The organism is Elizabethkingia sp. YR214 (genome assembly GCF_003058195.1).
GTDB lineage: Bacteria > Bacteroidota > Bacteroidia > Flavobacteriales > Weeksellaceae > Elizabethkingia.
The window spans coordinates 351,366-373,348 of the sequence record NZ_QBUH01000005.1 but is presented as its reverse complement, the minus strand read 5'-3'; the positions used below and the strand labels follow the sequence as shown (position 1 = coordinate 373,348).

At 35.8% G+C, this 21,983-nt stretch carries 16 protein-coding genes; 11 read left to right on the top strand and 5 right to left on the bottom strand.

Features of this window, described 5'->3' with window-relative positions:
• Window positions 1-47: 47 nt before the first annotated feature.
• Window positions 48-2,294, top strand: a complete 2,247-nt coding sequence (locus C8J95_RS12435) for a family 20 glycosylhydrolase (protein WP_107808619.1) — start codon at window positions 48-50, stop codon at window positions 2,292-2,294.
• Window positions 2,295-2,357: 63 nt separating this feature from the next.
• On the opposite strand, the gene C8J95_RS12430 is transcribed toward C8J95_RS12435, so the two are convergent.
• The 4 genes from C8J95_RS12430 to C8J95_RS12415 all read right to left on the bottom strand — a co-directional run bounded on the left by C8J95_RS12430 (window position 2,358) and on the right by C8J95_RS12415 (window position 6,041).
• A complete protein-coding gene (locus C8J95_RS12430) occupies window positions 2,358-3,758 on the bottom strand; it encodes a TolC family protein (RefSeq protein WP_107808618.1) in 1,401 nt (466 codons plus the stop codon).
• 1 nt (window position 3,759) lies between these two features.
• Window positions 3,760-4,917: an HlyD family secretion protein gene (locus tag C8J95_RS12425; protein WP_107808617.1), complete on the bottom strand. Its 1,158-nt coding sequence runs from the start codon at window positions 4,915-4,917 to the stop codon at window positions 3,760-3,762.
• Window positions 4,918-4,919: 2 nt separating this feature from the next.
• Window positions 4,920-5,249 carry a DUF3302 domain-containing protein gene (locus C8J95_RS12420; protein ID WP_107808616.1) on the bottom strand — a complete coding sequence of 110 codons (330 nt, stop codon included), beginning with the start codon at window positions 5,247-5,249 and terminating at the stop codon, window positions 4,920-4,922.
• 186 nt (window positions 5,250-5,435) lie between these two features.
• A complete protein-coding gene (locus C8J95_RS12415) occupies window positions 5,436-6,041 on the bottom strand; it encodes a Crp/Fnr family transcriptional regulator (protein WP_255412798.1) in 606 nt (201 codons plus the stop codon).
• 118 nt (window positions 6,042-6,159) lie between these two features.
• On the opposite strand from C8J95_RS12415, the gene C8J95_RS12410 reads away from it, so the two are divergent.
• The 7 genes from C8J95_RS12410 to C8J95_RS12380 all read left to right on the top strand — a co-directional run bounded on the left by C8J95_RS12410 (window position 6,160) and on the right by C8J95_RS12380 (window position 14,386).
• Window positions 6,160-7,155, top strand: coding sequence for an isoaspartyl peptidase/L-asparaginase family protein (locus C8J95_RS12410; RefSeq protein WP_107808614.1), 996 nt, complete (start codon window positions 6,160-6,162; stop codon window positions 7,153-7,155).
• Between the two features lie 21 nt (window positions 7,156-7,176).
• Window positions 7,177-7,734 (top strand): hypothetical protein, encoded by a 558-nt coding sequence (locus C8J95_RS12405; protein WP_107808613.1) that lies wholly within the window; start codon window positions 7,177-7,179, stop codon window positions 7,732-7,734.
• A 17-nt stretch (window positions 7,735-7,751) separates the two neighbouring features.
• Window positions 7,752-8,414 carry a copper homeostasis protein CutC gene (locus C8J95_RS12400; protein WP_107808612.1) on the top strand — a complete coding sequence of 221 codons (663 nt, stop codon included), beginning with the start codon at window positions 7,752-7,754 and terminating at the stop codon, window positions 8,412-8,414.
• A gap of 2 nt (window positions 8,415-8,416) precedes the next feature.
• On the top strand, window positions 8,417-9,037 hold the full coding sequence (locus tag C8J95_RS12395; RefSeq protein WP_107808611.1) for an SGNH/GDSL hydrolase family protein: 621 nt from the start codon (window positions 8,417-8,419) through the stop codon (window positions 9,035-9,037).
• Between the two features lie 214 nt (window positions 9,038-9,251).
• Window positions 9,252-10,547 (top strand): serine hydrolase, encoded by a 1,296-nt coding sequence (locus tag C8J95_RS12390; RefSeq protein ID WP_107808610.1) that lies wholly within the window; start codon window positions 9,252-9,254, stop codon window positions 10,545-10,547.
• A 94-nt stretch (window positions 10,548-10,641) separates the two neighbouring features.
• On the top strand, window positions 10,642-13,128 hold the full coding sequence (locus C8J95_RS12385) for a glycoside hydrolase family 2 protein (protein ID WP_255412797.1): 2,487 nt from the start codon (window positions 10,642-10,644) through the stop codon (window positions 13,126-13,128).
• A 349-nt stretch (window positions 13,129-13,477) separates the two neighbouring features.
• A complete protein-coding gene (locus C8J95_RS12380; RefSeq protein WP_107808608.1) occupies window positions 13,478-14,386 on the top strand; it encodes an AEC family transporter in 909 nt (302 codons plus the stop codon).
• Between the two features lie 211 nt (window positions 14,387-14,597).
• Here the strand turns inward: C8J95_RS12380 and C8J95_RS12375 are convergent, their stop codons facing one another.
• Window positions 14,598-15,977, bottom strand: coding sequence for an alpha-L-fucosidase (locus C8J95_RS12375; RefSeq protein ID WP_107808607.1), 1,380 nt, complete (start codon window positions 15,975-15,977; stop codon window positions 14,598-14,600).
• A 171-nt stretch (window positions 15,978-16,148) separates the two neighbouring features.
• Between C8J95_RS12375 and C8J95_RS12370 the strand changes: the two genes are divergently transcribed.
• From C8J95_RS12370 to C8J95_RS12360, 3 genes are all read left to right on the top strand, one after another.
• A complete protein-coding gene (locus tag C8J95_RS12370; RefSeq protein WP_107808606.1) occupies window positions 16,149-18,284 on the top strand; it encodes a S9 family peptidase in 2,136 nt (711 codons plus the stop codon).
• 135 nt (window positions 18,285-18,419) lie between these two features.
• Window positions 18,420-20,084, top strand: coding sequence for a peptide MFS transporter (locus C8J95_RS12365; RefSeq protein WP_107808605.1), 1,665 nt, complete (start codon window positions 18,420-18,422; stop codon window positions 20,082-20,084).
• 182 nt (window positions 20,085-20,266) lie between these two features.
• On the top strand, window positions 20,267-21,976 hold the full coding sequence (locus tag C8J95_RS12360) for a peptide MFS transporter (RefSeq protein WP_107808604.1): 1,710 nt from the start codon (window positions 20,267-20,269) through the stop codon (window positions 21,974-21,976).
• Window positions 21,977-21,983: the final 7 nt, after the last annotated feature.

Below are 21,983 nucleotides of genomic sequence, written 5' to 3'. Positions count from 1 at the left end.
TACTAAGAATAAAAAAAATTAAACTATCTTTGGTTAAAATCTGTAACATGAAAAAACTAAATTCCATGGTCCTGTTGGCTGCTTTATCTATGGGGACAGCAGCATACGGGCAAAACTCAATTATTCCCAAACCCCAGAAAATAACAGTTCAGCAATCTGCCTATAATTTTAATAATATTTCCATACAGTCTTCCAAAGCTATTCCGGAGGCAGTATACTTACAGAAACAACTGAAAAGTATTACCGGACAAGACTATAAACTATCTCCAAAAGCTAATGTAACTTTTACACTTCTGAAAAAAGATGCAAAACAGAAGGAAGGATACTATACATTAACCATAAATGATAAAGGGATTAATATTGCCGGATACGATAATCAGGGATTATTTTATGGTGTACAAACCCTTTTGCAGCTTGTGGAAGAGCATAAAGATGATCTGAAGATTCCTTACTTAGAGATTGAAGATTATCCAAAATTTGCTTACAGAGGAATGATGCTGGATGTAAGCCGTCATTTCTTCAATGCAGATGAAGTTAAAAATTATCTGGATTATCTTGCGGCTTATAAATACAATAAATTCCACTGGCATCTTACCGATGACCAGGGCTGGAGAATTGAAATAAAAAAATATCCTAAACTTACAGAAGTTGGCGCATGGAGAGATGGTTCACAGGTTGGCCGTTATACTGACATGAAGTTCGATGATAAAAGATACGGGGGTTTCTATACACAAGAGCAGGTTAAAGATGTTGTTGCCTATGCAAAGAAGCTTCATATCGATGTCATTCCGGAAATAGAAATGCCGGGACATGCTCAGGCAGCTTTAGCAGCTTATCCTAATCTGGCATGTACGGAAGGACCGTTTAAAGTTGGAAAGACCTGGGGAGTGATGGAGGATATTTTCTGCCCTAAAGAGGAAACTTTTAAGTTTTTAGAAGGTGTACTGGATGAGGTTATTCCACTATTCCCGTACCAATATATTCATATCGGTGGAGACGAAGCTCCGAAAAAACGTTGGAAGGAAAGTAAGTTTGCTCAGGATCTAATCAAGAAACTGGATTTGAAAGACGAACTTCACCTTCAAAGTTATTTTATAACCCGTATGGAGAAATATATTAACTCTAAGGGAAAACAAATTATTGGCTGGGATGAAATTCTGGAAGGAGGCCTTGCACCAAATGCAACGGTGATGAGCTGGACAGGTATTGAAGGTGGAATACATGCTGCAAAGACTGGTCATAAGGCTATTATGACACCTACGTCTACCAACTATTTTGACTACTATCAGGGAAGTCCGGATACCGAACCAATTGCTATTGGTGGTGACCTAAGGCTACCTAAAGTATATGCTTATAATCCGATCCCGAAAGAACTGACTCCAGAACAGGCGAAATATATCTGGGGAACACAAGGAAATCTATGGACAGAATATATTCTGGATTTTAAACATGTACAACACATGATCTTCCCAAGAATGATGGCTCTTTCTGAAGTGGCTTGGGGAACATCCAATCCGGATGAATACAAAAATTTTGAAGGCAGAGTTATTCAGCATTTCAAAATCCTGGATAGAAAAGGAATTGATTATAGCAAAGCGATTTATGAGGTAGATGGTAAATCTACTTCTAAAGACGGAAAGGTTTTTTATAATCTTACTTCTGCAAATAAACCTGAGAATATCCGTTATACAACAGACGGATCAGAGCCTACTTTACAATCTAATGTATACAGTAATCCAATTCAGGTTGATAGAACAATGACTGTAAAGTCTGCATATTTCGAGAATGGAAAAAAAGCAAGTGCTGTAACAAGTCAGGATTTCTTGATCACTAAATCAACCGGAAAGAAAATCACGTTGGAAAAGCAACCTAGCGAAGCTTATTCGACAGGTGGAGCTGCTTCTCTTGTGGATGGAATCCGCGGAAATATGAAGAATCATGGTAAATCTTGGTTAGGCTTTTCTGGTAAGGATGTTGTGGCAACTATAGATTTTGGTGCTAAAACAGATTTTACAAGTGTTCAGTTTTCTACATTGGAACGTCCGGGAAGCTGGATCTACTGGCCATCGGCGGCTAAGGTTTATGTTTCTGATAATGGAACAGACTTTAGAGAAGTAAAAGGAGTAGATGCTGCTACTATTCAGCAGAGCAACGGAGTTATTACAATGAGTTTCCCACAACAAACAGCACAGTTTATAAAAGTGGAGATTAAAAACATGGGAAAAATTCCTGACGGAAAAGATGGATCAGGGAATAAAGCGTGGTTATTTGTAGATGAAATCGCAGTAAATTAATTATTTATATAACAGTTTATATAGAAAAGGAGTCAGATTATCTGACTCCTTTTTTTGAAAAAATTATAATGATATGAGGTTTTCTGCACCTAAATCCATATACAAATTGATGCGTTCTATTCTGTTTTGCAGTTCCAGATTAATGAGATTCATTTCATTTTTAAGAAGATCCCGTTGTTTTCGGATTAGTACAAAACTATTACTGGTACCCACTTTTATTTGTTTATGAGTTAATGTAATATTATTTTTAAGCTCATCTATAGCATTTTGACTATAGCCAATTTGCTTTTCGACAGAACGTAAATTTGCTAGAGCAGATTCTGTTTCATTCAAAGCATTCAGAACTGTTTTTGAATATTCTTCGACAGTCTGCTTTTGCTGGGAATTTTTTATCTCTACATTCTTTTTTAGTTTTCCATTGTTAAATAACGGAGAAACTAACCCACCGCCCACTTTTAATAGTGGATTGGAGAACAAAGAATTTATAGCATCTACATTACTTCCTGCAGTTCCGAAAGAGGCACTTATATTAAGAGAAGGAAGTCTTGCTGCATTGGCTTGTTGTACTTCATAGAAGGCTTTCTCTATTTTGAAATGCTGGACTTGTATATCAGACCTTTTTTCTAAAAGACTTAATGGGATAGATTCCGGAATTTTATTTTTTACAGGATTAAAAGAATCCTGTGTTGTGAGTTTCCCTTCCGGGTATTTTCCTGTAAGTAATTCAAGAGTTCTTCTGGATTGTATATTGGCATTTTTCACTTTTTCCAGATATCCTTTCAAAGAAATAATCTCAGCCGAGATATTTGATAAATCCAATGCATTAGCTGTACCTACTTTTTTCTGTATGCTGTATAGTTTTTCCAGATTTTGAGATTCCTGAATATAACTTTCAATTTTATCTTCCTGAATATTACCTGCTATATTCAGAAAATAAGCTTTGGCAATCATACCGGCAATGGACTGGCGCAGCAGGATATTTTGATGTACTGCTGAAAAATAATCACTAGTACTGGCCATTTGTGAAGATTTTCTTTTCCCCCAGATATCTAATTCCCAATTGGCTTTTAGAGCCAGGCTTCTAATCTGGCTGCCACTAACAAGGTTGTTAGATGTATTTGCAACGGCATTAACGCTTGGATAGAGGTCGGTTCCTGCAATTTCCATCGCTAATTCGACCTGATTAAGTCTTTCTTTTGCAATGATAATATCTGCATTGTACAGCATTCCTTCATTAATCAGTGCTTCTAATTGAGGAGACTTAAGGTCATTAATCCACTCATAAGAAAATGAATCTGAGGTAACATTTCTATTGAAAATCCAGTTATCTGGAATTTTAATATTGGAAATGATTTCACTTTTTTCTTTTAAATGATCTGTTGTTTCTTTAGTTGCTTCTTTGTATCCTATACAAGACATTAAGCTCACAGAAATTATCCCCGATATAATTAACTTTTTATACATGTTAGTGAAGTTTAGGAATCAGGAAGTTTATTTTACTGTTCACACGCACCATTACTTTTCGGATAAGATGCAAGGGTTTTATATGATCGGAATATATTACTGCTGTTCCTCTTGCTCCAACAGTTAGTTGTTTTTGACTATCTTCTAATACAAATTTTGCAATAAGCTTTCCATCTGTTTCAGGAAGTACTCTGGCAGTGTCTGGCAGCCCTGCAGTAGAACCATTTCCTCCCAGCATTCCTCCTGCGTTATTCATAATACCTTGACTGGTAGCATCAATTACATATTCTAATCTGGCTTTGACAACTTTTCCCGGTTCAGTTTTGAGGGCCAGTTCGACTTCATCTCCTTTTTTTACTGTTTCTAATTCATTCTGAGCAAAAAAACCAATTACAGATTGTTGCTTCTGGATGAGAACAAAAGCAGATTTAAAAGGTGCCATAATAGCGCCTTCGTTTAGCTGGACGTTAGGAATTGTCCCATCTGTAGGTGCTAAAACAATGGTTTGAGAAAGATTCCATTTTGCCTGATCCAGTTTTGCCTGAATTTCAGATACCGAAGAATTTTCTCCGTTATAAGATGCATTATATTTGGTTTCTAATGATTGTTGTTGGGATTGTGCAGCGCTTATACGGGATTGCAAATCACGAGCATTTGTAATAGCCTGCTCCAGATCAAATTTATTAGCTGCTCCGGCAGCAACGAGTTCCTGATATTGGGTTACTCTTTTATTAGCCAGTTCCAGCTGAGATTGTAATCCTGTAATATTTTTAAGAGAAGCTTGGATGTCAGCATTATATGAGCCAACTGTAGCCTTTGTATTGCTCAATTTAGCCTCAAGAGATTTAATTTCTTGTATAAAAGGTTCTCTGTCCAATACGAATAAGGTATCTCCCTTTTTCACTTCCTGATTGGTACTTACATATACCTTTTTTACTTTTCCCAGTATTTGGGTTGTAATATCTACACTTCTGTTTCCTACTTTAACATCAGATGTTATGGGACAGTAATAGTTAAGACTTAGTATCAGAGCAATGCTTCCAAATATAGGAAGGGAATAAACAACTACCTGTGTAGTGAAAGTCCATGGAATAAGTTTTAGTTTTTTTATAAGTAACCAGCATATTCCGGCATATATAGCGACAAGTAATTCCAGCATAATTAATTTTCTTCAGTAATGTTTGTGTTATCTTTTTGATCCTTGTAATTATAGTTAGCCCATATTAATGCAATTGGCCATAGCAATCCTCCGAATATTAGGGATAACAGGCACATACTCTTAATGGCATTTAACTGAGGATGGTTCTTTTTTTCGGCTACCTTTTCCGGATAAATATGAACTTTCCAGAAAAGATAAATTCCTGCAATTGGCAATAGCAGTAAAATGAACCATGACGCAAAATCTGCTATGTTTTCTTCAATGTTGCCTGTTGCTGCCTGCACAAAATTGCATGATAGTAGCAGGCAGAGAAAAATGGATATTCTTTGCATAGTGAAATAATAATATTGATAAGGTTGTAGTAAACAAGAATGGAATTAATCAATTCCTGATTTGTTTCCGCTAATTCTAATAAACCTGATTAATTAAAATGTTGGTAAACAGTTTTCTTCTCATTTTTATTTATGTTTTCAGTAAGCAAAAATAGACTGAACAAAATGAGAAAAAATATTCTTAAGTTATTTTTTTCTTTGATTTCTCTTCTGGTGAATTCTTGCTGTCATACGTGAAAGCGAATTTGGGGTAATGCCCAAAAAGTTCGCAATATGCTTTCTGCTGGCATTTTGAGAAGTGAAGGGACGATCTCTTAAAAAGTCTTCATACCGTGAATGCGGAGATGAAGAACATAATTGCTCTGTGCGTGTTTTTAAGATACTGATGATTTGTTTCAGAGATTTTATATACAGATCATGGATCCCTCTGTATTTGAAAGCAGCTTCTTCAAACTCGTTTTTGTTGAACAGAAAAATCTGAGTATTAACAACAGCTTCAATTGTGTACCTTGTTGTGTTCTCATAAGAATAAGCTTCGGGATTTTCTATTATAGCAGCTTCTTTTTCAGATGGTAAGAAGAGATTGTTTTCAACGCCGTTTTCATCATCAAAGAAAAATCTGAGTAGACCGTTAGAAAGAATAAAAAGGTAATTAAAAGATTGCCCCGGAGCAATTAATTTTTCTTTTTTATGAAGTAGTTTTGGAGTGGCTATGCTTACTAAAATATTAATTTCTTCGTCAGATAATTCCTGAAAGAAGCTAATATTCCTAAAAGTAGTGAGAATGTCCATTATGCGAGTAAAGATAAATAAAAATGCAGCATAAACTTCATTAAATGACTTTGATAATTTTATCAGAGCATTTTTTTTTAGATATTTGTTAAGCGTATTAAGAGATAAGCAATAAACTATGAACAATAACCGAAGAAATTTCATCAAAAAACTGGGAATTGCAACTGCTGCAATCGCTATTAATCCATTAGAAGCTAAAAACTTATTAGATATTTCTGAACCAAAAACGACCAACAAGCCAATTGTGCTTTCTACATGGAATTTTGGTCTTCATGCTAATGTAGAGGCCTGGAAAGTTTTATCTAAAGGAGGTAAAGCATTGGATGCTGTAGAAAAAGGGGTAAGATTGGTAGAAGATGATCCTACGGAAAGAAGTGTAGGGTATGGCGGACGCCCGGACAGAGATGGCAGAGTAACGCTGGATGCCTGTATTATGGATGAAAATTATAATATTGGTTCTGTTGCATGTATGGAACATATTAAAAATCCAATTTCTGTAGCCCGCGCTGTAATGGAAAAAACGCCGCATGTAATGTTGGTGGGAGATGGAGCTTTGGAATTTGCATTGTCTCAGGGATTCAAAAAAGAAAATCTTCTTACAGCCGAATCTGAAAAAGAATGGAAAGAATGGCTGAAAACAAGTCAGTATAAGCCTATTGTAAATATTGAAAATCACGATACTATCGGGATGATTGCTTTGGATGCACAAGGGAATCTTTCCGGAGCTTGTACAACAAGCGGAATGGCGTATAAAATGCATGGCAGAGTAGGAGATTCACCAATTATCGGAGCCGGACTTTTTGTAGATAATGAAATCGGAGCTGCTACAGCAACCGGACATGGAGAGGAAGTAATCCGTACAGTAGGAACTCACCTGGTTGTAGAACTAATGAATCAGGGAAGAACGCCTCAGCAGGCATGTAAAGAAGCTGTTGAGAGAATCGTAAAGATTGTAAACAGAAGAGGCAAAAACCTTAAAGATATCCAGGTCGGTTTTATTGCTCTGAATAAAAAAGGAGAATATGGCGCTTACTGTATCCAGGACGGGTTTAATTTTGCAGTACACGATCAGAAAGGAAATCGTCTGGAGACACCTGGCTTTGCTCTGAAGTAGTAACCATTATAAAAACATAATATGACGAAAAAAATATTTATTATCGGGGCTTTTGCTATCCTTTCCTGTAAAGAAAGGCCTAAAAAGGATACTGCAGAAATTAGTGTACAACAATCGGGAAGTGCAGTGTATGATGATGAGAAAAAAGAAACTGATGAAGCACATAATTGGCTGGAGACACATATTGAAAACTATTTTGCCGGAGATTTGGGTAATTTGGATAAGATGATGAAGGATATGACAACCAAAGACTACTATGACTACAAGAGTGATGCAATGAATGTAGATATGGACGTTGATGGAAGTCTTACCCGAAAAGAATTTGAACAAAAATGGAAAGCCAAATTTGATGCCAGTAAAGCCGGTGTTGGTACAGGCTTTTTAATTACAGGGCAGGATTGGGAGACTGTAAAAGTTGTAAAGTGCCAGCTGATTTCGCAAAAGGGAGAGGAGTTTCTATTTGATGTAATACTTTCCGATGCTTCCCATCAGCTTAGTTATCCTATAAAAGTGAAAGTAATAAAGGAAAATAATGAGTTTCTGATTGCAGATGTATTGCAGGAAGATATCCAACCATAAAAACTATAAAAATATTCATGACAAAAATAGAAGTAGCTTGTTTCAACGAGCAGTCCGCTCTTATTGCAGCGAAGGAAGGTGCAGACAGAATAGAACTATGTGAGAACTATGCAGAGGGAGGTCTTACACCTAATCGTGAAACGCTAGAGCAGCTTAAAGCAGGTTTTTCAACTCCGGTTTTTACAATGATTCGTCCTGTAGGCGGAGGTTTTCTTTATACTGATGAAGAATTTGAAGTGATGAAATCGGAATTACTTAATTTAAAAGAAGCTGGTGCAGATGGTTTTGTATTTGGATTTCTTACCGAAGATAATAAAGTTGACAAAGAAAAAAATTCGGCTTTAGTGCAATTAGCAGATGGTTTGCCTTGTACTTTTCACCGGGCTTTCGACAGAATACAAGACAAAGAAGAAGCTTTGGAAGATGTAATCGATTGTGGTTTTGCTACAATTCTGACTTCCGGAGGCGAACATCCTGCAATGGAAGGATTATCCAAACTTAAGCTTATTCAGGAACAGGCTGACGGCAGAATTACTATTCTTGTAGGAGGCGGAGTACGTTCATCTAATGCAGGTGAGCTTAAGAAGTATTTTGGCTTTATACACTCTGCTTGTATTACAGACGGTACTGAGAATATAGATGCCACAGAACTAAAAGCCATTAAAACAGTAATACAATAACAATGATTAATTGTCTGTTTTTTGGAGATAGTATCACTTATGGCGAATATGATGGTGTCTTAGGTGGTTGGACGGATATATTGAAGCGTTATTTTCACTCCAGGTTTATCAACGAAAATATTGAGGAACTGAATGTTTTCAATTTGGGCATAGGTGGCGAAACAACAGATGGACTTGTAAAAAGATTCAGTACAGAAGCTGCTGCACGTACATCTCCGGATCAGAATCTTATTTTCTTTGCTTACGGAGCTAACGATGTTGCCTTGAAAGAAGGTTACAGAATGGTAAACCCGGAGAAATTTAGAGCGAATCTACAGGAAGTAATAGAGAAAGCAAAAAAGATTACTTCATACTTATACATCATAAGTATTCTGCCGGTTGCTTCTGCTATAGATGGTATTACAGTTCCTTCCGGAAAACAAAGATCTAATCAGGCAATAACAGAATACAATAGGTTGCTTAAAGAGTTTGCTGCTCAGAACGGAATTGTATTTGTAGACTTGTACAATCTTTTTTTTGCAGAGAAAGATATCTTTTTATCAGGTGATGGGGTACATCCAAATGATAAAGGCTATCAGTTTATTTCGGAGCATATAAAACCTCTTATAGAAAAGTTTCTGTAAGAAGTTTATGATATAAAAAGCCTGCTTTCAATACTTTGAAAGCAGGCTTTTTCGTTTTGCCATAGTTCATTTTCTCTATAAAATTCATCAAAGGTTTAAAAAAAAATATTTGAATTGAATATTAAATAATAACTTTGATAATCAGTGGTTTACTGTGAATTAACTCATTTGTAAACATAATAGTAGAGTTAAAAAACAAATACATAATATTAGTATGAAAAAGCCCCTTTTCTTATTGATGCTTTTTATTGGAGTATACATCAATAATATTATTGCGCAATCAAAAACCGATAGTGAAAAACTGGACGAATATTTCACAGCTTTAACAGCAATAAAAAACTTTAATGGAAATGTTATTGTTGCCAGAAAAACTAATATCCTTCTGGATAAATCATATAATATTGCTGAGAATGTAAATGGATTGAAAATAGAAAAGGATAGCAAATTTATTATAGCATCTGTCTCTAAAATATTTGTAAAATATGCTATACTAAAGCTTGCAGAGCTAAATAAACTAAAGTTATCGGATAAGCTGGATAAGTATATTTCTGGATTTGAATATGGAAATAAAATTACCATTGAGCAGCTTATATATCATCAATCTGGCCTGCCAAGAGAGCTGAAAGATTATGAAAAATATGAAAATATCTCAATGGCACAAACTATAGAGTTGGCCCGAAAAGAAAAATTACAATTTGAACCAGGTACACAAACTCTTTATTCGAATATAGGATACTTATTACTTCATTATATAATTGATAAAGTATCTGGCAATTATTGGAATTTTATGAATAAAAATATCTTGCAGGAATATCAGATGAAGAATACCGGTGAATTCAATGCAGTAAATAAAATTGATCATTTTGCATATGGTTATAATTTGGAGAATGGAAAAATAACCCCTGTTTCTAAAGAAAATATTAATCGTTTTGAGACTGGTAATTATTTTTCAACCGTTACCGATTTATATAATTTTAGTAAACAGATACTTTCAGGGAAATTTCTGAAAAAAGAACTGGCTCTGAAAATGTATGAGAAAGAAAATATTCTGACTCAGGCAGGAGGAAGACCGGGATATAGAGCATATTATTACCAAAATCTATCATCAGGTATAACCTTTATTTTTACATCAAATTATACAGATATCCCTTTTCAGCAGGTTACTACAGATATTATAAATCTGATGGAAAATAAGCCTTATAAGATTCCTGAAAAGACAGAGCGTAATGCAATTACACTGCCGGATAATATTTTACAACGTTATACAGGCAAATATGCTTTAGAAGCAGATCCTTCACAAGTTTTTACTTTCTCTTTAGTGAACCATAAGTTAGTGATCACTGACAAGGACAATGAGAAAACAATTTTATATCCTGATACTGAGACTACTTTTTTTGACAATCCTTCTTCTCAGGATAGTTATAATTTCTCCATAAATACTCAGAGTCAGAAATATGACCTTACTATTATTTCCACGGGAGTTAAACTTAAAACTAAAAGATTACAATAAAATAGCGGAATATTTTTTCTAATTATCCTCCATTCTGCTGTAGTCCTTTTATTTTACAGTAAAACTCCTTATTTTCGTGCTTCATCCATCAATTATGAAGCGTATTTACTTGTTAATGACATTGGGATTGATGTCAAAAGGGTTTGGACAAGAGACCACAAGAAGTCTTTCCGGGGAGAACTGGAAGTTCAAAAATGCAAAAGAAGCTAACTGGCTTACTGCCTCGGTGCCCGGAACTGTGCACACCGATCTTATGTCAAATAACAAAATTCCGGATTCATATCTGGATGAAAATGAAAAGGAAGTACAGTGGATAGAAACGGAAAACTGGGATTATCAGACAACTTTCAAAGTTTCCGATGCAGAACTTAAAAATGAGCAGGCAGAGCTTATCTTCGATGGTCTGGATACTTATGCTGAGGTTTTTCTGAACGGGAAACAGATTCAGAAGACCGATAATATGTTCCGCCAGTGGATTGTCCCTGTAAAAGGTATACTGGTAAAGGGAGATAATGTTTTACAAATAAAATTTAAATCCAGCGTAAATGTAGGAAATGAACTGGCTAAGAAAGTAGCATTTAAACTGCCGGAAAGCCCAAGAAGTATGGTTCGTAAGGCGCAGTACCAATTTGGATGGGACTGGGGACCACGCCTGGTAACAGCAGGTATATGGAAGGATGTGAAACTTAACTTCTGGAACAATGCTAAAATTCAGAATATTCAGCTGGAACAAAAATCATTGACTACAACTAAAGGGCAACTATCGTTTAATATAGAAGTTTTTGCAAATAAGCTAGGAGATTATCAATTGGCAATAAACGGTCTGAATCCAAAAGCGTTTAGATTACAAAAGGGACTGAACAAAATTTCTGTACCATATGAAGTTAAAAATCCAAAATTATGGCAACCTAGTGGATGGGGAAAAGCTGAATTATACGACTTTAAAGTTGTATTGACGGAGAAAGGAAAAAAACTGGATGAAGAAAGCTTAAGACATGGTTTCCGTACGGTAAAGCTTGTTCAGGAAAAAGATGCTAAAGGTAAATCATTCTATTTCCTTGTAAATGGAAAACCGCTTTATGCAAAAGGAACCAATTGGATTCCGGCAGATAGCTTTTTGCCAAGGATAACTAAAGAGAAATATTATAAACTGGTAAAAGATGCTAAAGATGCTAATATGAATATGATTCGTATCTGGGGCGGCGGAGTTTATGAAGATGAAGCATTTTATAAGGCATGTGATGAAAACGGAATATTGGTATGGCAGGACTTTATGTTTGCCGGAAGTTTTTATCCATCGGATGATGCCTTTACAGAAAATGTAAAAGAAGAGGTGAAATATCAGGTAAGACGTTTACAAAATCACCCGTCTATTGCTTTGTGGTGTGGAAATAACGAAGTAGATGAAGCTATTGTAAATTGGGGTTATCAGAAGCAGTTTAAATACACCAAAGAAGATTCTTTGCAAGTGTGGAGAGATTACCGCAAAGTCTTTCATGAGGTTATTCCACAGACATTAAACGAAACATTAGCTCCGGGAAATAATATCTACTGGCCAAGTTCACCATCAATAGGTTGGGGGCATAAAGAAAGTCTTACCAAAGGCGATTCCCATTACTGGGGTGTATGGTGGGGAGAGCAGCCTTTCGAAATGTATGAAGAAAAAGTTCCACGTTTTGCTTCCGAGTACGGAGTGCAGGGAATGCCAAGTATGGAAGCTGTAAAATCGATGTTCTCGGGTAAAGCAGATTTAAGTTTGCAGAATCCAGTAATCAAAGCACATGAAAAGCATGCAAGAGGCTGGCAGATTATTGATGGCTACATGGCGAGATATTATACTCCACAAACCGATCTTGTAAAATACAACTATCTTTCTCAGCTATTACAGGCGCGTGCAATGCAGGTTGCTATTGAGGCACACCGCCGTGCAAAGCCTTACAATATGGGATCGTTATACTGGCAGATTAATGATTGCTGGCCAGTGGTATCGTGGTCGTCAATAGATTATCTTGGAAATTGGAAAGCAGCACATTATCAGATCAAAAGAAGTTTTGAGCAACAGGCCATTTTTGCAGAAGAAAAAAAAGGTATTTTAAATTTTTATGCTGTTAATGACGGTCTGAAAAAATTTAATGATGTTAGGGTTGAAATTCAGGTTATTAAATTTGATGGAAACATTTTAAATGAAATTACTACTGTACCAACAGGAAAAGTATTAGACGATATTATCAAATTTGAACCAATTGAAGTAGACAATTTAATTCCTGATTTATCGAAAAATGATGTATTTCTAAAATTATCGTTAATAGATGAAAATGATCATCAGCTGGCTGAAAATAATTTTTACTTCGTTCTGCCTAAAGATTTGAAACTAACGAAACCGAATATTACAGTTAAAAAGATTTCGGCTACCGAAATTGAAGTTTCAACAGATGTTCTGGCGAAAGATATTTACCTGATGGGTGATACTCAGTTTAGTGATAATTTCTTCGATCTGATGCCAAATACAAAGAAAAGAATTACACTAAGTAAGCCTTTAGAAAAAATAGAAATAATGAGCCTTTGGGATACTAAAAAGTAAACTGGATTAAAAGCTTAAAATAAAAGAAATTACAAGAAATAATGCCTCACTGATCTGTAGATTGGTGAGGCTTTTTCTTTGAAAATAGCAATACTATTGGCTTCTGATAAATAAACAGAATATTGGTTTGTGGATTTTGTAAGGATGGTTTTTTCAAAAAAACACACTCAATATTCATGAGTATTATGTTTCAGTGGATTAATAATAAACCAAGCTAGTGACGAATATTAAAATATAAAATCAGGCAGAAAAATGATTGAAATAGGTAATGTGTTTTTTATAAAATATCGATACTGTTTTTGGGAATTATTTAAATGTCTGAAGTACCTTTGCACTTTAAAAATACGTGATGATTAATTTTGTGCTGATTGTGGTTTGTATTTTAGCGGGGATGATTTTTAAAGCTACTAAGTCCATTCATCCTGACGCACACAAAGGTATCAATACCTGGATTCTTTATATTGCCCTTCCGGCAGTTTCTTTTAAATATCTTCCAAAAGTTCAGTGGTCACAGGAAATGCTATTTCCCATAGTTTCTACTTTTCTTATCGCTATAGGCAGTTGGTTTTTTATGCTGTTGTACAGTAAGAAAAAAGGTTACTCCGCAAGATCCAGAAGTACGCTGGAATTGGCAAGTGGTTATAGTAATACTTCCTTTATAGGTTTTCCTCTTATTAGTGCATTATATGGAGAAGGATTGCTTAGTATTGCTATTATCTGCGACCAAACTATGTTTCTGGCGCTTTCTACACTAGGGATTATAGCGGCTTTAAGAGGCGGAAGCTCATCCGGAACTATAAGTGCTAAATTTATACTCAAACGTTTATTTACTTTTCCACCATTTTTAGGTTGCATTAGCGCTCTTATTCTCTCACAGGTTGTGAATCTGGAACCGGTAGAACCTTTCTTTGATAAGCTTGCAGCTACTGTAGGTCCATTGGCCTTATTTTCTGTAGGTCTGCAATTAAAATTTAATGGTTGGAAAAAACTTATTCCACAGATTTCTACCTCTATGTTTTACAAACTTTTGCTGGCGCCAGCTGTTGTATTGGGATTAGCATTACTTTTCGGAATAAAAGGAAATGTAGCGAAAGTTAGTATTCTGGAATCTGCTATGCCTACATTAATCTCTTCCAGTATCATTGCCGAACAATTCAAGCTCAATACAAAACTCACCAATCTGATTATCGGAATTAGCATCGTAGTAGGTTTCTTCTCAATACTCTTGTGGTTTGGGATTGTGGAATACCTTTTCTAAGTACTTCTAAATACGAAGTTAGAAGTGCGAGGTGCAAATATTACCGGATAAGTAAAAAAATAACGAATCTACGTAGTTTATAACCTGCTGTCACTCTGAGCGTAGTCGAAGAGTATAGTATCAGTACAACTAAGGTTTAAGATCCTATATAAAAAAACCTGTCAAGATATAGAACCTTGACAGGGTTTTCCAAAATCATATAGTTTCTGATTTATTCCATTTTGAAAACTACAGCATGTGGCTGTTGTTTGATATCGGAAGTTTGGATACTGATATTATTACCCTTTTGTTCAAATTTTACAGCTTTGTTATTTCCTAAAACAGAAATCTTCCTAAACTTTTTAGGAAAAGAGAATTGTAAATTTTGTGGCAGTTGAAGATTATTTTCCGGAACAAGATAAAAAGCATAAACAGCATTTCCTTTTTGAGTGAAGCGGAAATTATCTTCGGCATAAGGAGCAACTGGCTTTGTTCCATAGACAGCCTCACCATTTGTTTTCATCCAGCTACCAATTTCCTTTAATGTCTTGGTTACTCTTGGATCAAATTCACCATTTCCGTCCGGGCCAATTCCCAAAAGATAATTACCGCCTTTGGAAATAATTTCGGCTAATGTATGGATAACCTTATTCGTCGATTTCATAGGATCATTGGGAACGTATCCCCAGTTATCGCCCAGAGGATCGCAAGCCTCCCACGGATAGTTTAATGGCTTTTCCGGAATCTCTCTTTCGGGAGTTGTATAGTTTTCATAGATGCCATGTACCGAACGGTCTACAATAATAAGATCCTTTTGGTGCCCACGAAGCATACCCGCTATCTTATCCATGTTGATATCCTGACTTCCTTTATAGCTTTTATCTCCTTTATATTTTTCCGGATTAGAAGGCCTTACCCAGCCGCCATCCAGCCAGAACAAGTCGAGTTTGCCATACTGAGAAGCAAGTTCTTCCAACTGATTATAGGTATATTGTTTGAAGGCATTCCAGCGTTCAGGGTTTTTATCTATACTATAATTGTTATTTCTGTTGGATGTAGCATAATATGGCCACCAATAGTTTTCCGAATGCCAGTCGGGCTTAGAGAAATAAGCGCCAACCCATAATCCCTCTTTTCTGAAAGCATTAAATACCTCTTTAGCAATATTGCTTTTAGGGTTTTTAGAAAAAGGAACCTCGGGATTGGTTATTTTAAAGTCAGTTTGTTTGGTATCAAACATATTGAATCCGTCGTGATGCTTGGTGGAAAATACAACATATTGCATACCCGCATCTTTAGCCATTTTTGCCCAGGCTTCCGGATTGAATTTTACCGGATTAAATTGCTTGCTGAGCCCCCAATACCATTTCTTATAATCGTCGTAGTTAGTGTCTTTTGGCCGGGGAATCCAGTCTTCTTCTTCAGAACTAAGATTCCAGGATTCTACAATTCCGGGAATACTGTAAAGTCCCCAATGAATTATAATACCAAATTTTTTGTCCTGCCATTGTTTTAGCTTCTGCTGTACTTCCTGCTCTTTAGGCGGAATATAGTCCTGAGCTGCTGCTCCCAAAGAAGAGCATAGTAAGAGTGATAGAATAATTTTTTTCATGGTTAGTAAAGTCTTTATCTACAAATATATTTTTTTGTTAAAGACAAAGCAATTATTCTTGTCTTATTTTGTGATTATATTAATGTTTAAAAGAGCTTTATTCAGTGTTTTAGCATGTTTGCTAAAAAGCTTATATTTACGAACTTTTAGTTAAAAAAATCAATAAATAATATGAAGAAGAAGATTTTTGGTTTGCTAAGTATTGCGGTTGTTGCCTTTCATGGGGTGTCGGCGCAGGAAATTACTCTGGACAAAATCTATTCCGGATATTACCGTGCAAAGGGTATTACAGGAATAGCATCATTAAATGACGGAGAAAACTATGCAACAATTGAGCCCGCAGGAATAGCTAAATACTCTTATAAAACCTCTCAGAAAGAGAGAAATATTGTAGATGGCAGGTTCGAGGGTTATACTTTCTCTAATGATGAATCTAAAATATTATTGCAAAAAAGCAGTGAACCTATCTACAGACATTCTTTTCTTGGGAAATTCGATGTTAAAGATCTGAAATCAGGTAAGGTGGTAAGCCTAAACGATGATAAATGGATTCAGGAACCGAAGTTTTCTCCGGACGGAAGCAAAGTAGCTTTTATTGCAGAAAACAACCTTTACTATCAGGATCTGAATAGTGGTAAGATCACTCAGATTACCAATGATGGTAAGAAAAATGAAATCATTAATGGTCTTGGAGACTGGGTATATGAAGAGGAATTCGGACACCCGGATTACTACCAGTGGAACAAAGCCGGAGACGCTATTTTATTTGTAAGATTCGATGAGCGTAAAGTTCCGGAAATTAATATACCTATCTATTACCAGAATCTTTATCCAAAGATGATGACTTATAAATATCCGAAAGCAGGAGAGGAAAACTCAGCTGTAACGGCTCATTTATATCAGTTAGCGGGAGGAAAAACTACTCAGCTGAACTTAGGCAGCTTTGAGAACTATTATATCCCACAAATATTCCAGACAAATGCTGGTGATGAAATTGTTGTAGCAACATCCAACAGACATCAGAATAAGGTCGATCTTCTGAGAGTAAATACAAAAACAGCTTCTGTAAATAAGTTGTTTACAGAAACCGATGCTGCCTGGATAGAAACCGATAATCTAACGATGGAGTTTCTGGATGATAATTCTTTCCTTTGGGCTTCTGAGAGAGACGGACACAGACATCTTTACTTGTATGATGCTAACGGAAAATTAAAAAAACAAGTCTCTAAAGGAGATTGGGAGATTATCAATTACTATGGTTACAATCCTAAAACAAAAGAGGCTTACATACAGACAACTGAGAAGGGAAGCATAAACAAAGTAGTTTCCAAATTAAATATCAGTTCCGGGAAAACGCAGCTACTTTCCAATGCGGAAGGAAATAACAGCGCTGCTTTCAGCAAAACCTTTGATTACTTTATCAATACATCTTCTACAGCAAAAGTTCCGACCAGTTATGTGCTAAAGGATGCTAACGGAAAAGATGTAAAAGAATTACAAAACAATAATGACTTACTGGGTAAGCTAAAAACAGATAACTTCCTGAATAAGGAATTCATTTCAATACCAAATACAGCGGGAGATCAAATGAATGCATGGGTTATTAAACCTAAAGATTTCAATCCTGCTAAAAAATACCCTGTATTTATGTTCCAATATTCAGGGCCAGGTTCTCAGCAGGTATCTAACAGCTGGGATGGAGGTAATGGTATCTGGTTCGACATGCTGGCACAAAAAGGCTATATTGTAGTCTGTGTAGATGGACGTGGAACAGGTTTCCGTGGAACGAAATACAAAAAAGTTACTTATAAAAATCTTGGTAAATACGAAATAGAAGACCAGATTACTGCTGCAAAATGGCTAGGTAATCAGTCTTATGTAGATAAATCCAGAATCGGTATCTTCGGATGGAGCTTTGGTGGCTATATGGCTTCTTTGGCAATGACGAAAGGTGCAGATGTTTTCAAAATGGGGATTGCGGTAGCACCGGTAACCAACTGGAGATTCTATGATAGTGTGTATACCGAGAGATTCTTACAGACACCTCAGGAGAACAAAGATGGTTACGACCTGAATTCTCCTACAACATATGCAAAACTATTAAAAGGGAAGTTCTTATTAATTCATGGTACAGCTGATGATAATGTACATTTTCAGAATTCTATGGAATTCTCCGAAGCATTGATTCAGAATAAGAAGCAATTCGACTTCATGGCTTATCCGGATAAGAACCATGGAATTTACGGAGGTAATACACGTCCGCAATTGTATGAAAAGATGACCAATTATATTTTGGAAAATCTTTAAAAGTACAAAATAAACGTGCGGTAGGATACAGAATATATTCTATAACTCTTACCGTATGTTCTGATTTGGAAACAATACATTGTTGGCTGCATATTGTCCAATGTAAATATTTACTGTAAACTAAAAATTAAAAGAATGAAGAGCAAGCATCCTAAAGGCTTACCCTACTTATTTTTTACTGAAATGTGGGAACGTTTTGGTTATTACCTGATCCTTGGAATTTTCGTACTATACATGATTGACCCGGAAGGGGCAAAAGGAGGACTAGGTTTTCCTGATAAAATGGCCGACGATATTTTCGGGACTTATATTGCATTAACATATCTTACACCGTTTTTGGGAGGTTTTCTGGCTGACCGTGTTTTAGGATATATAAAATCTATCTATCTGGGCGGAATTTTAATGGCTGCAGGATATATAGGACTGGGACTCTTTAAAGAGCCAGGATTATTTTACACCTCTCTGGCACTAATTATTATTGGAAATGGTTTCTTTAAACCAACAATTTCTACTGTATTGGGGAACCTTTATAGCGAGGAGCCTTACAAAGCAAATAAAGACTCGGGTTATAATATCTTCTATATGGGGATTAATATCGGAGCATTTATCTGTAATATTATTGCAGCCTTTATGAGAAATAAATTTGGATGGGGCGAAGCTTTTATTACTGCAGGGGTAGGAATGTTACTAGGTTTGATAATTTTCAGTTTAGGTAGAAAGCATATCCGTCAGGCTACTGAAATGAAGCCTGCTGAAAAAGGAGATACCAAAATATCCGATGTACTGATAAAAGTATTTGTACCTGCAATTATTGCTGGTGTTATAGGTTGGGTTATTCCGGGAAATATCTTTGGAAGCGATAATACAGATGCATTTATTTTTGCATGTGTACCTGTAATCTATTTTTATATTTCATTGTACTTCAAAGCGAAGTCGGATGAAAAAAGACCTATTGGAGCACTGTTACTAATCTTTATGGTTTCGATGTTCTTTTGGGCAATCTTCAAGCAGAATGGGACGGCACTTACCCGTTGGGCTAATTACTATACCGACAGAACAGTTCCTGCTGCCGCTGAAAAACCATTAGAAAATATTTATCTGGTCGAAACTAAAAGCTATGAGACCAAAGAAGTTACAGCATACGATGAACAATTCCGGGCAAAGAAGGATGCAGATGGAAAGACTGTAAAAGAGCAAGGTAAAGATGTTTACTTTAAAAATATTTCCCCTGAAGAACGGGCTGAACTTGAAGCTGCACCTGCGGATAAACAGAATGTTTTCCTCTATAATACAGAATTGTTCCAGTCGATTAATCCATTCTGGGTTATTGTACTGACTCCTGTTGTTGTTGGCTTCTGGACATTATTACGCCGAAAGGGCAAAGAGCCATCCACGCCGACTAAAATTGTACTGGGGCTATTTATTACGGCATTATCCTGTCTGGTAATGGTAGGAGCCGCTTATGTAGGAAGTAATGGTGAAATAAAAGTTTCTGCATTATGGCTGGTGGCCAGCTACGGGGTGGTAACCGTAGGGGAGTTATGCCTTTCTCCAATGGGACTGTCAGTAGTATCCAAACTCTCTCCACCAAGGATTACAGCCTTAATGATGGGTGGTTTCTTCCTGGCTAACTCTGTAGGAAACAAGCTTTCCGGTATTTTGGCAAGTACATGGTACAACTACGAAAATAAAGAATACTATTTCTTAGTTAATTTCGGACTGTTAATTTTCGCCTTTTTTATAGGCCTATTAATGCTGAAATTTTTAAATAAAGTAATGAAAGAGAAAGGACTAAACTAAAAATTGTCCGGATAAAAACCATCCGAAATAAAAGATGGTTTTTTTCTTTTTATATAGCTTTTTCCGGAATATAATTAACTATAAAGTTATTACAGCAACGTGTATATTGAATATTATTCCGGCTTACTTACTAAAAAAAACTATATTTGCTCATCTTAACAAAAGTTAACATTAAATAAAATATGGAGACAGTTCAATCTCAGTCGAGACATCCAAAAGGTTTATGGGTATTGTTCGGCACAGAAATGTGGGAGCGTTTTAACTTCTACGGAATGCGTGCTATTCTCACGCTTTTCATGGTTCACGCTCTTATGCTTGGCGAATCAAATGCTTCGATCATTTATGGAGGTTTCTTAGCACTTTGCTATTTAACACCGCTTTTAGGCGGATTTATTTCCGATAAGTATTTAGGTAACAGAAATTGTATTATTTTAGGTGGTTCTCTAATGGCTGTAGGACAGCTATTATTGTTTTATAGTGCTTGTATTTTTGATACAGGTTTGGAATCTTCTAAAAATGTATTCTGGCTAGGGCTACTTGTCATTATCTTCGGAAATGGTTTCTTTAAACCGAATATTTCTTCAATGGTAGGAAGTTTATATCCACCACAAGAAAAAACAAAGCTGGACTCAGCATTTACTATTTTCTACATGGGTATTAATATCGGTGCACTTTTAAGCCAGTATTTTGTACCAATGTTTGCAGATGTAGTTACAGATGGTAAACAAGATGTGCATGCATTCAAATGGGGATATCTAATGGCAGGTATTGCTATGATGCTGGGAACTATACTGTTCTTTATTCTTAAAAATAAATATGTTATAACACCGGAAGGTAAACCTATTGGAGGCCTTCCTTCAAAGAATGCCGCAGATGGTGAAGTTGTAGAACAGGCAAAGTTCACAGGTTCATCTTTAGCAGTTTTCCTTGTGCTTTTAGTAGCATTATTCTTCGGATTCAGATACCTTTTAGTAGATGAAATATTCTTTAGCAGCTTCGAGATTGGGACGTTAGTAAAAGGTATTATTTATCCTATTATTTATGCTTCGGGAATATCATTGGCCGTTCTTATTTTATTGGATAAAACTCTTACAAAAGTTGAAACTCAAAGAATCTTAGTAATATATATTATTTCATTCTTTATTATCTTCTTCTGGGCAGCATTTGAGCAGGCTGGTTCTTCCTTAACCTTTATTGCTTCTAACCAAACAGACAGAACATTCTTATTCGGATGGCAAATGCCAGCTTCTATGGTACAAATCTTTAACGGTATATTTGTCGTAATCTTAGCTGTACCTTTTAGTTTGCTATGGGATAAATTAAGAGCTTCAGGTAAGGAACCTGTTTCCCCATTGAAACAGGCTTTTGGACTTGCATTAATAGCATTATCTTACTTTATTATAGCATACAATGTTAAAGATCTTGGAAGTTCAGGTTTATTAGCGATTAAGTGGTTAATATTACTATATTTTATTCAGACTTGTGGAGAGCTTTGTTTGTCACCAATTGGCCTTTCTTTGGTAGGTAAATTAGCACCTAAAAGATTTGCTTCATTGTTATATGGTGTATTCTTTATTTCCAATGCTGCAGGATATGCTTTGGCAGGTATCTTAGGATCTATTCTTCCGGCAACAGGAGATAAATTTAAAAAAGCACAAGAGCTAGGAGTTAATCTTCAGGATGTTTTAGATAAAAAAGTTACCCTTACAGCAGCGCAAACTGATTTACTGACAAAGAATCAAATTCCTTTGGAGAATCATACATTTGCCGGATTTGAAATCCATAACTTATTCGAATTCTTTATGGTTTTTGTGGTATTATGTGGTATTGCATCTGTAATATTAGCTTTAATATCTCCTCTTTTAAAGAAAATGATGAATGGTATAAAATAAGATTATA

Bases quoted from the DNA above. Each gene is read 5' to 3' on its own strand.
- C8J95_RS12435 (WP_107808619.1), top strand. From the start codon at position 48: ATGAAAAAACTAAATTCCATGGTCCTGTTGGCTGCTTTATCTATGGGG.
- C8J95_RS12430 (WP_107808618.1), bottom strand. From the start codon at position 3,758: ATGTATAAAAAGTTAATTATATCGGGGATAATTTCTGTGAGCTTAATG.
- C8J95_RS12425 (WP_107808617.1), bottom strand. From the start codon at position 4,917: ATGCTGGAATTACTTGTCGCTATATATGCCGGAATATGCTGGTTACTT.
- C8J95_RS12420 (WP_107808616.1), bottom strand. From the start codon at position 5,249: ATGCAAAGAATATCCATTTTTCTCTGCCTGCTACTATCATGCAATTTT.
- C8J95_RS12415 (WP_255412798.1), bottom strand. From the start codon at position 6,041: ATGGACATTCTCACTACTTTTAGGAATATTAGCTTCTTTCAGGAATTA.
- C8J95_RS12410 (WP_107808614.1), top strand. From the start codon at position 6,160: ATGAACAATAACCGAAGAAATTTCATCAAAAAACTGGGAATTGCAACT.
- C8J95_RS12405 (WP_107808613.1), top strand. From the start codon at position 7,177: ATGACGAAAAAAATATTTATTATCGGGGCTTTTGCTATCCTTTCCTGT.
- C8J95_RS12400 (WP_107808612.1), top strand. From the start codon at position 7,752: ATGACAAAAATAGAAGTAGCTTGTTTCAACGAGCAGTCCGCTCTTATT.
- C8J95_RS12395 (WP_107808611.1), top strand. From the start codon at position 8,417: ATGATTAATTGTCTGTTTTTTGGAGATAGTATCACTTATGGCGAATAT.
- C8J95_RS12390 (WP_107808610.1), top strand. From the start codon at position 9,252: ATGAAAAAGCCCCTTTTCTTATTGATGCTTTTTATTGGAGTATACATC.
- C8J95_RS12385 (WP_255412797.1), top strand. From the start codon at position 10,642: ATGAAGCGTATTTACTTGTTAATGACATTGGGATTGATGTCAAAAGGG.
- C8J95_RS12380 (WP_107808608.1), top strand. From the start codon at position 13,478: ATGATTAATTTTGTGCTGATTGTGGTTTGTATTTTAGCGGGGATGATT.
- C8J95_RS12375 (WP_107808607.1), bottom strand. From the start codon at position 15,977: ATGAAAAAAATTATTCTATCACTCTTACTATGCTCTTCTTTGGGAGCA.
- C8J95_RS12370 (WP_107808606.1), top strand. From the start codon at position 16,149: ATGAAGAAGAAGATTTTTGGTTTGCTAAGTATTGCGGTTGTTGCCTTT.
- C8J95_RS12365 (WP_107808605.1), top strand. From the start codon at position 18,420: ATGAAGAGCAAGCATCCTAAAGGCTTACCCTACTTATTTTTTACTGAA.
- C8J95_RS12360 (WP_107808604.1), top strand. From the start codon at position 20,267: ATGGAGACAGTTCAATCTCAGTCGAGACATCCAAAAGGTTTATGGGTA.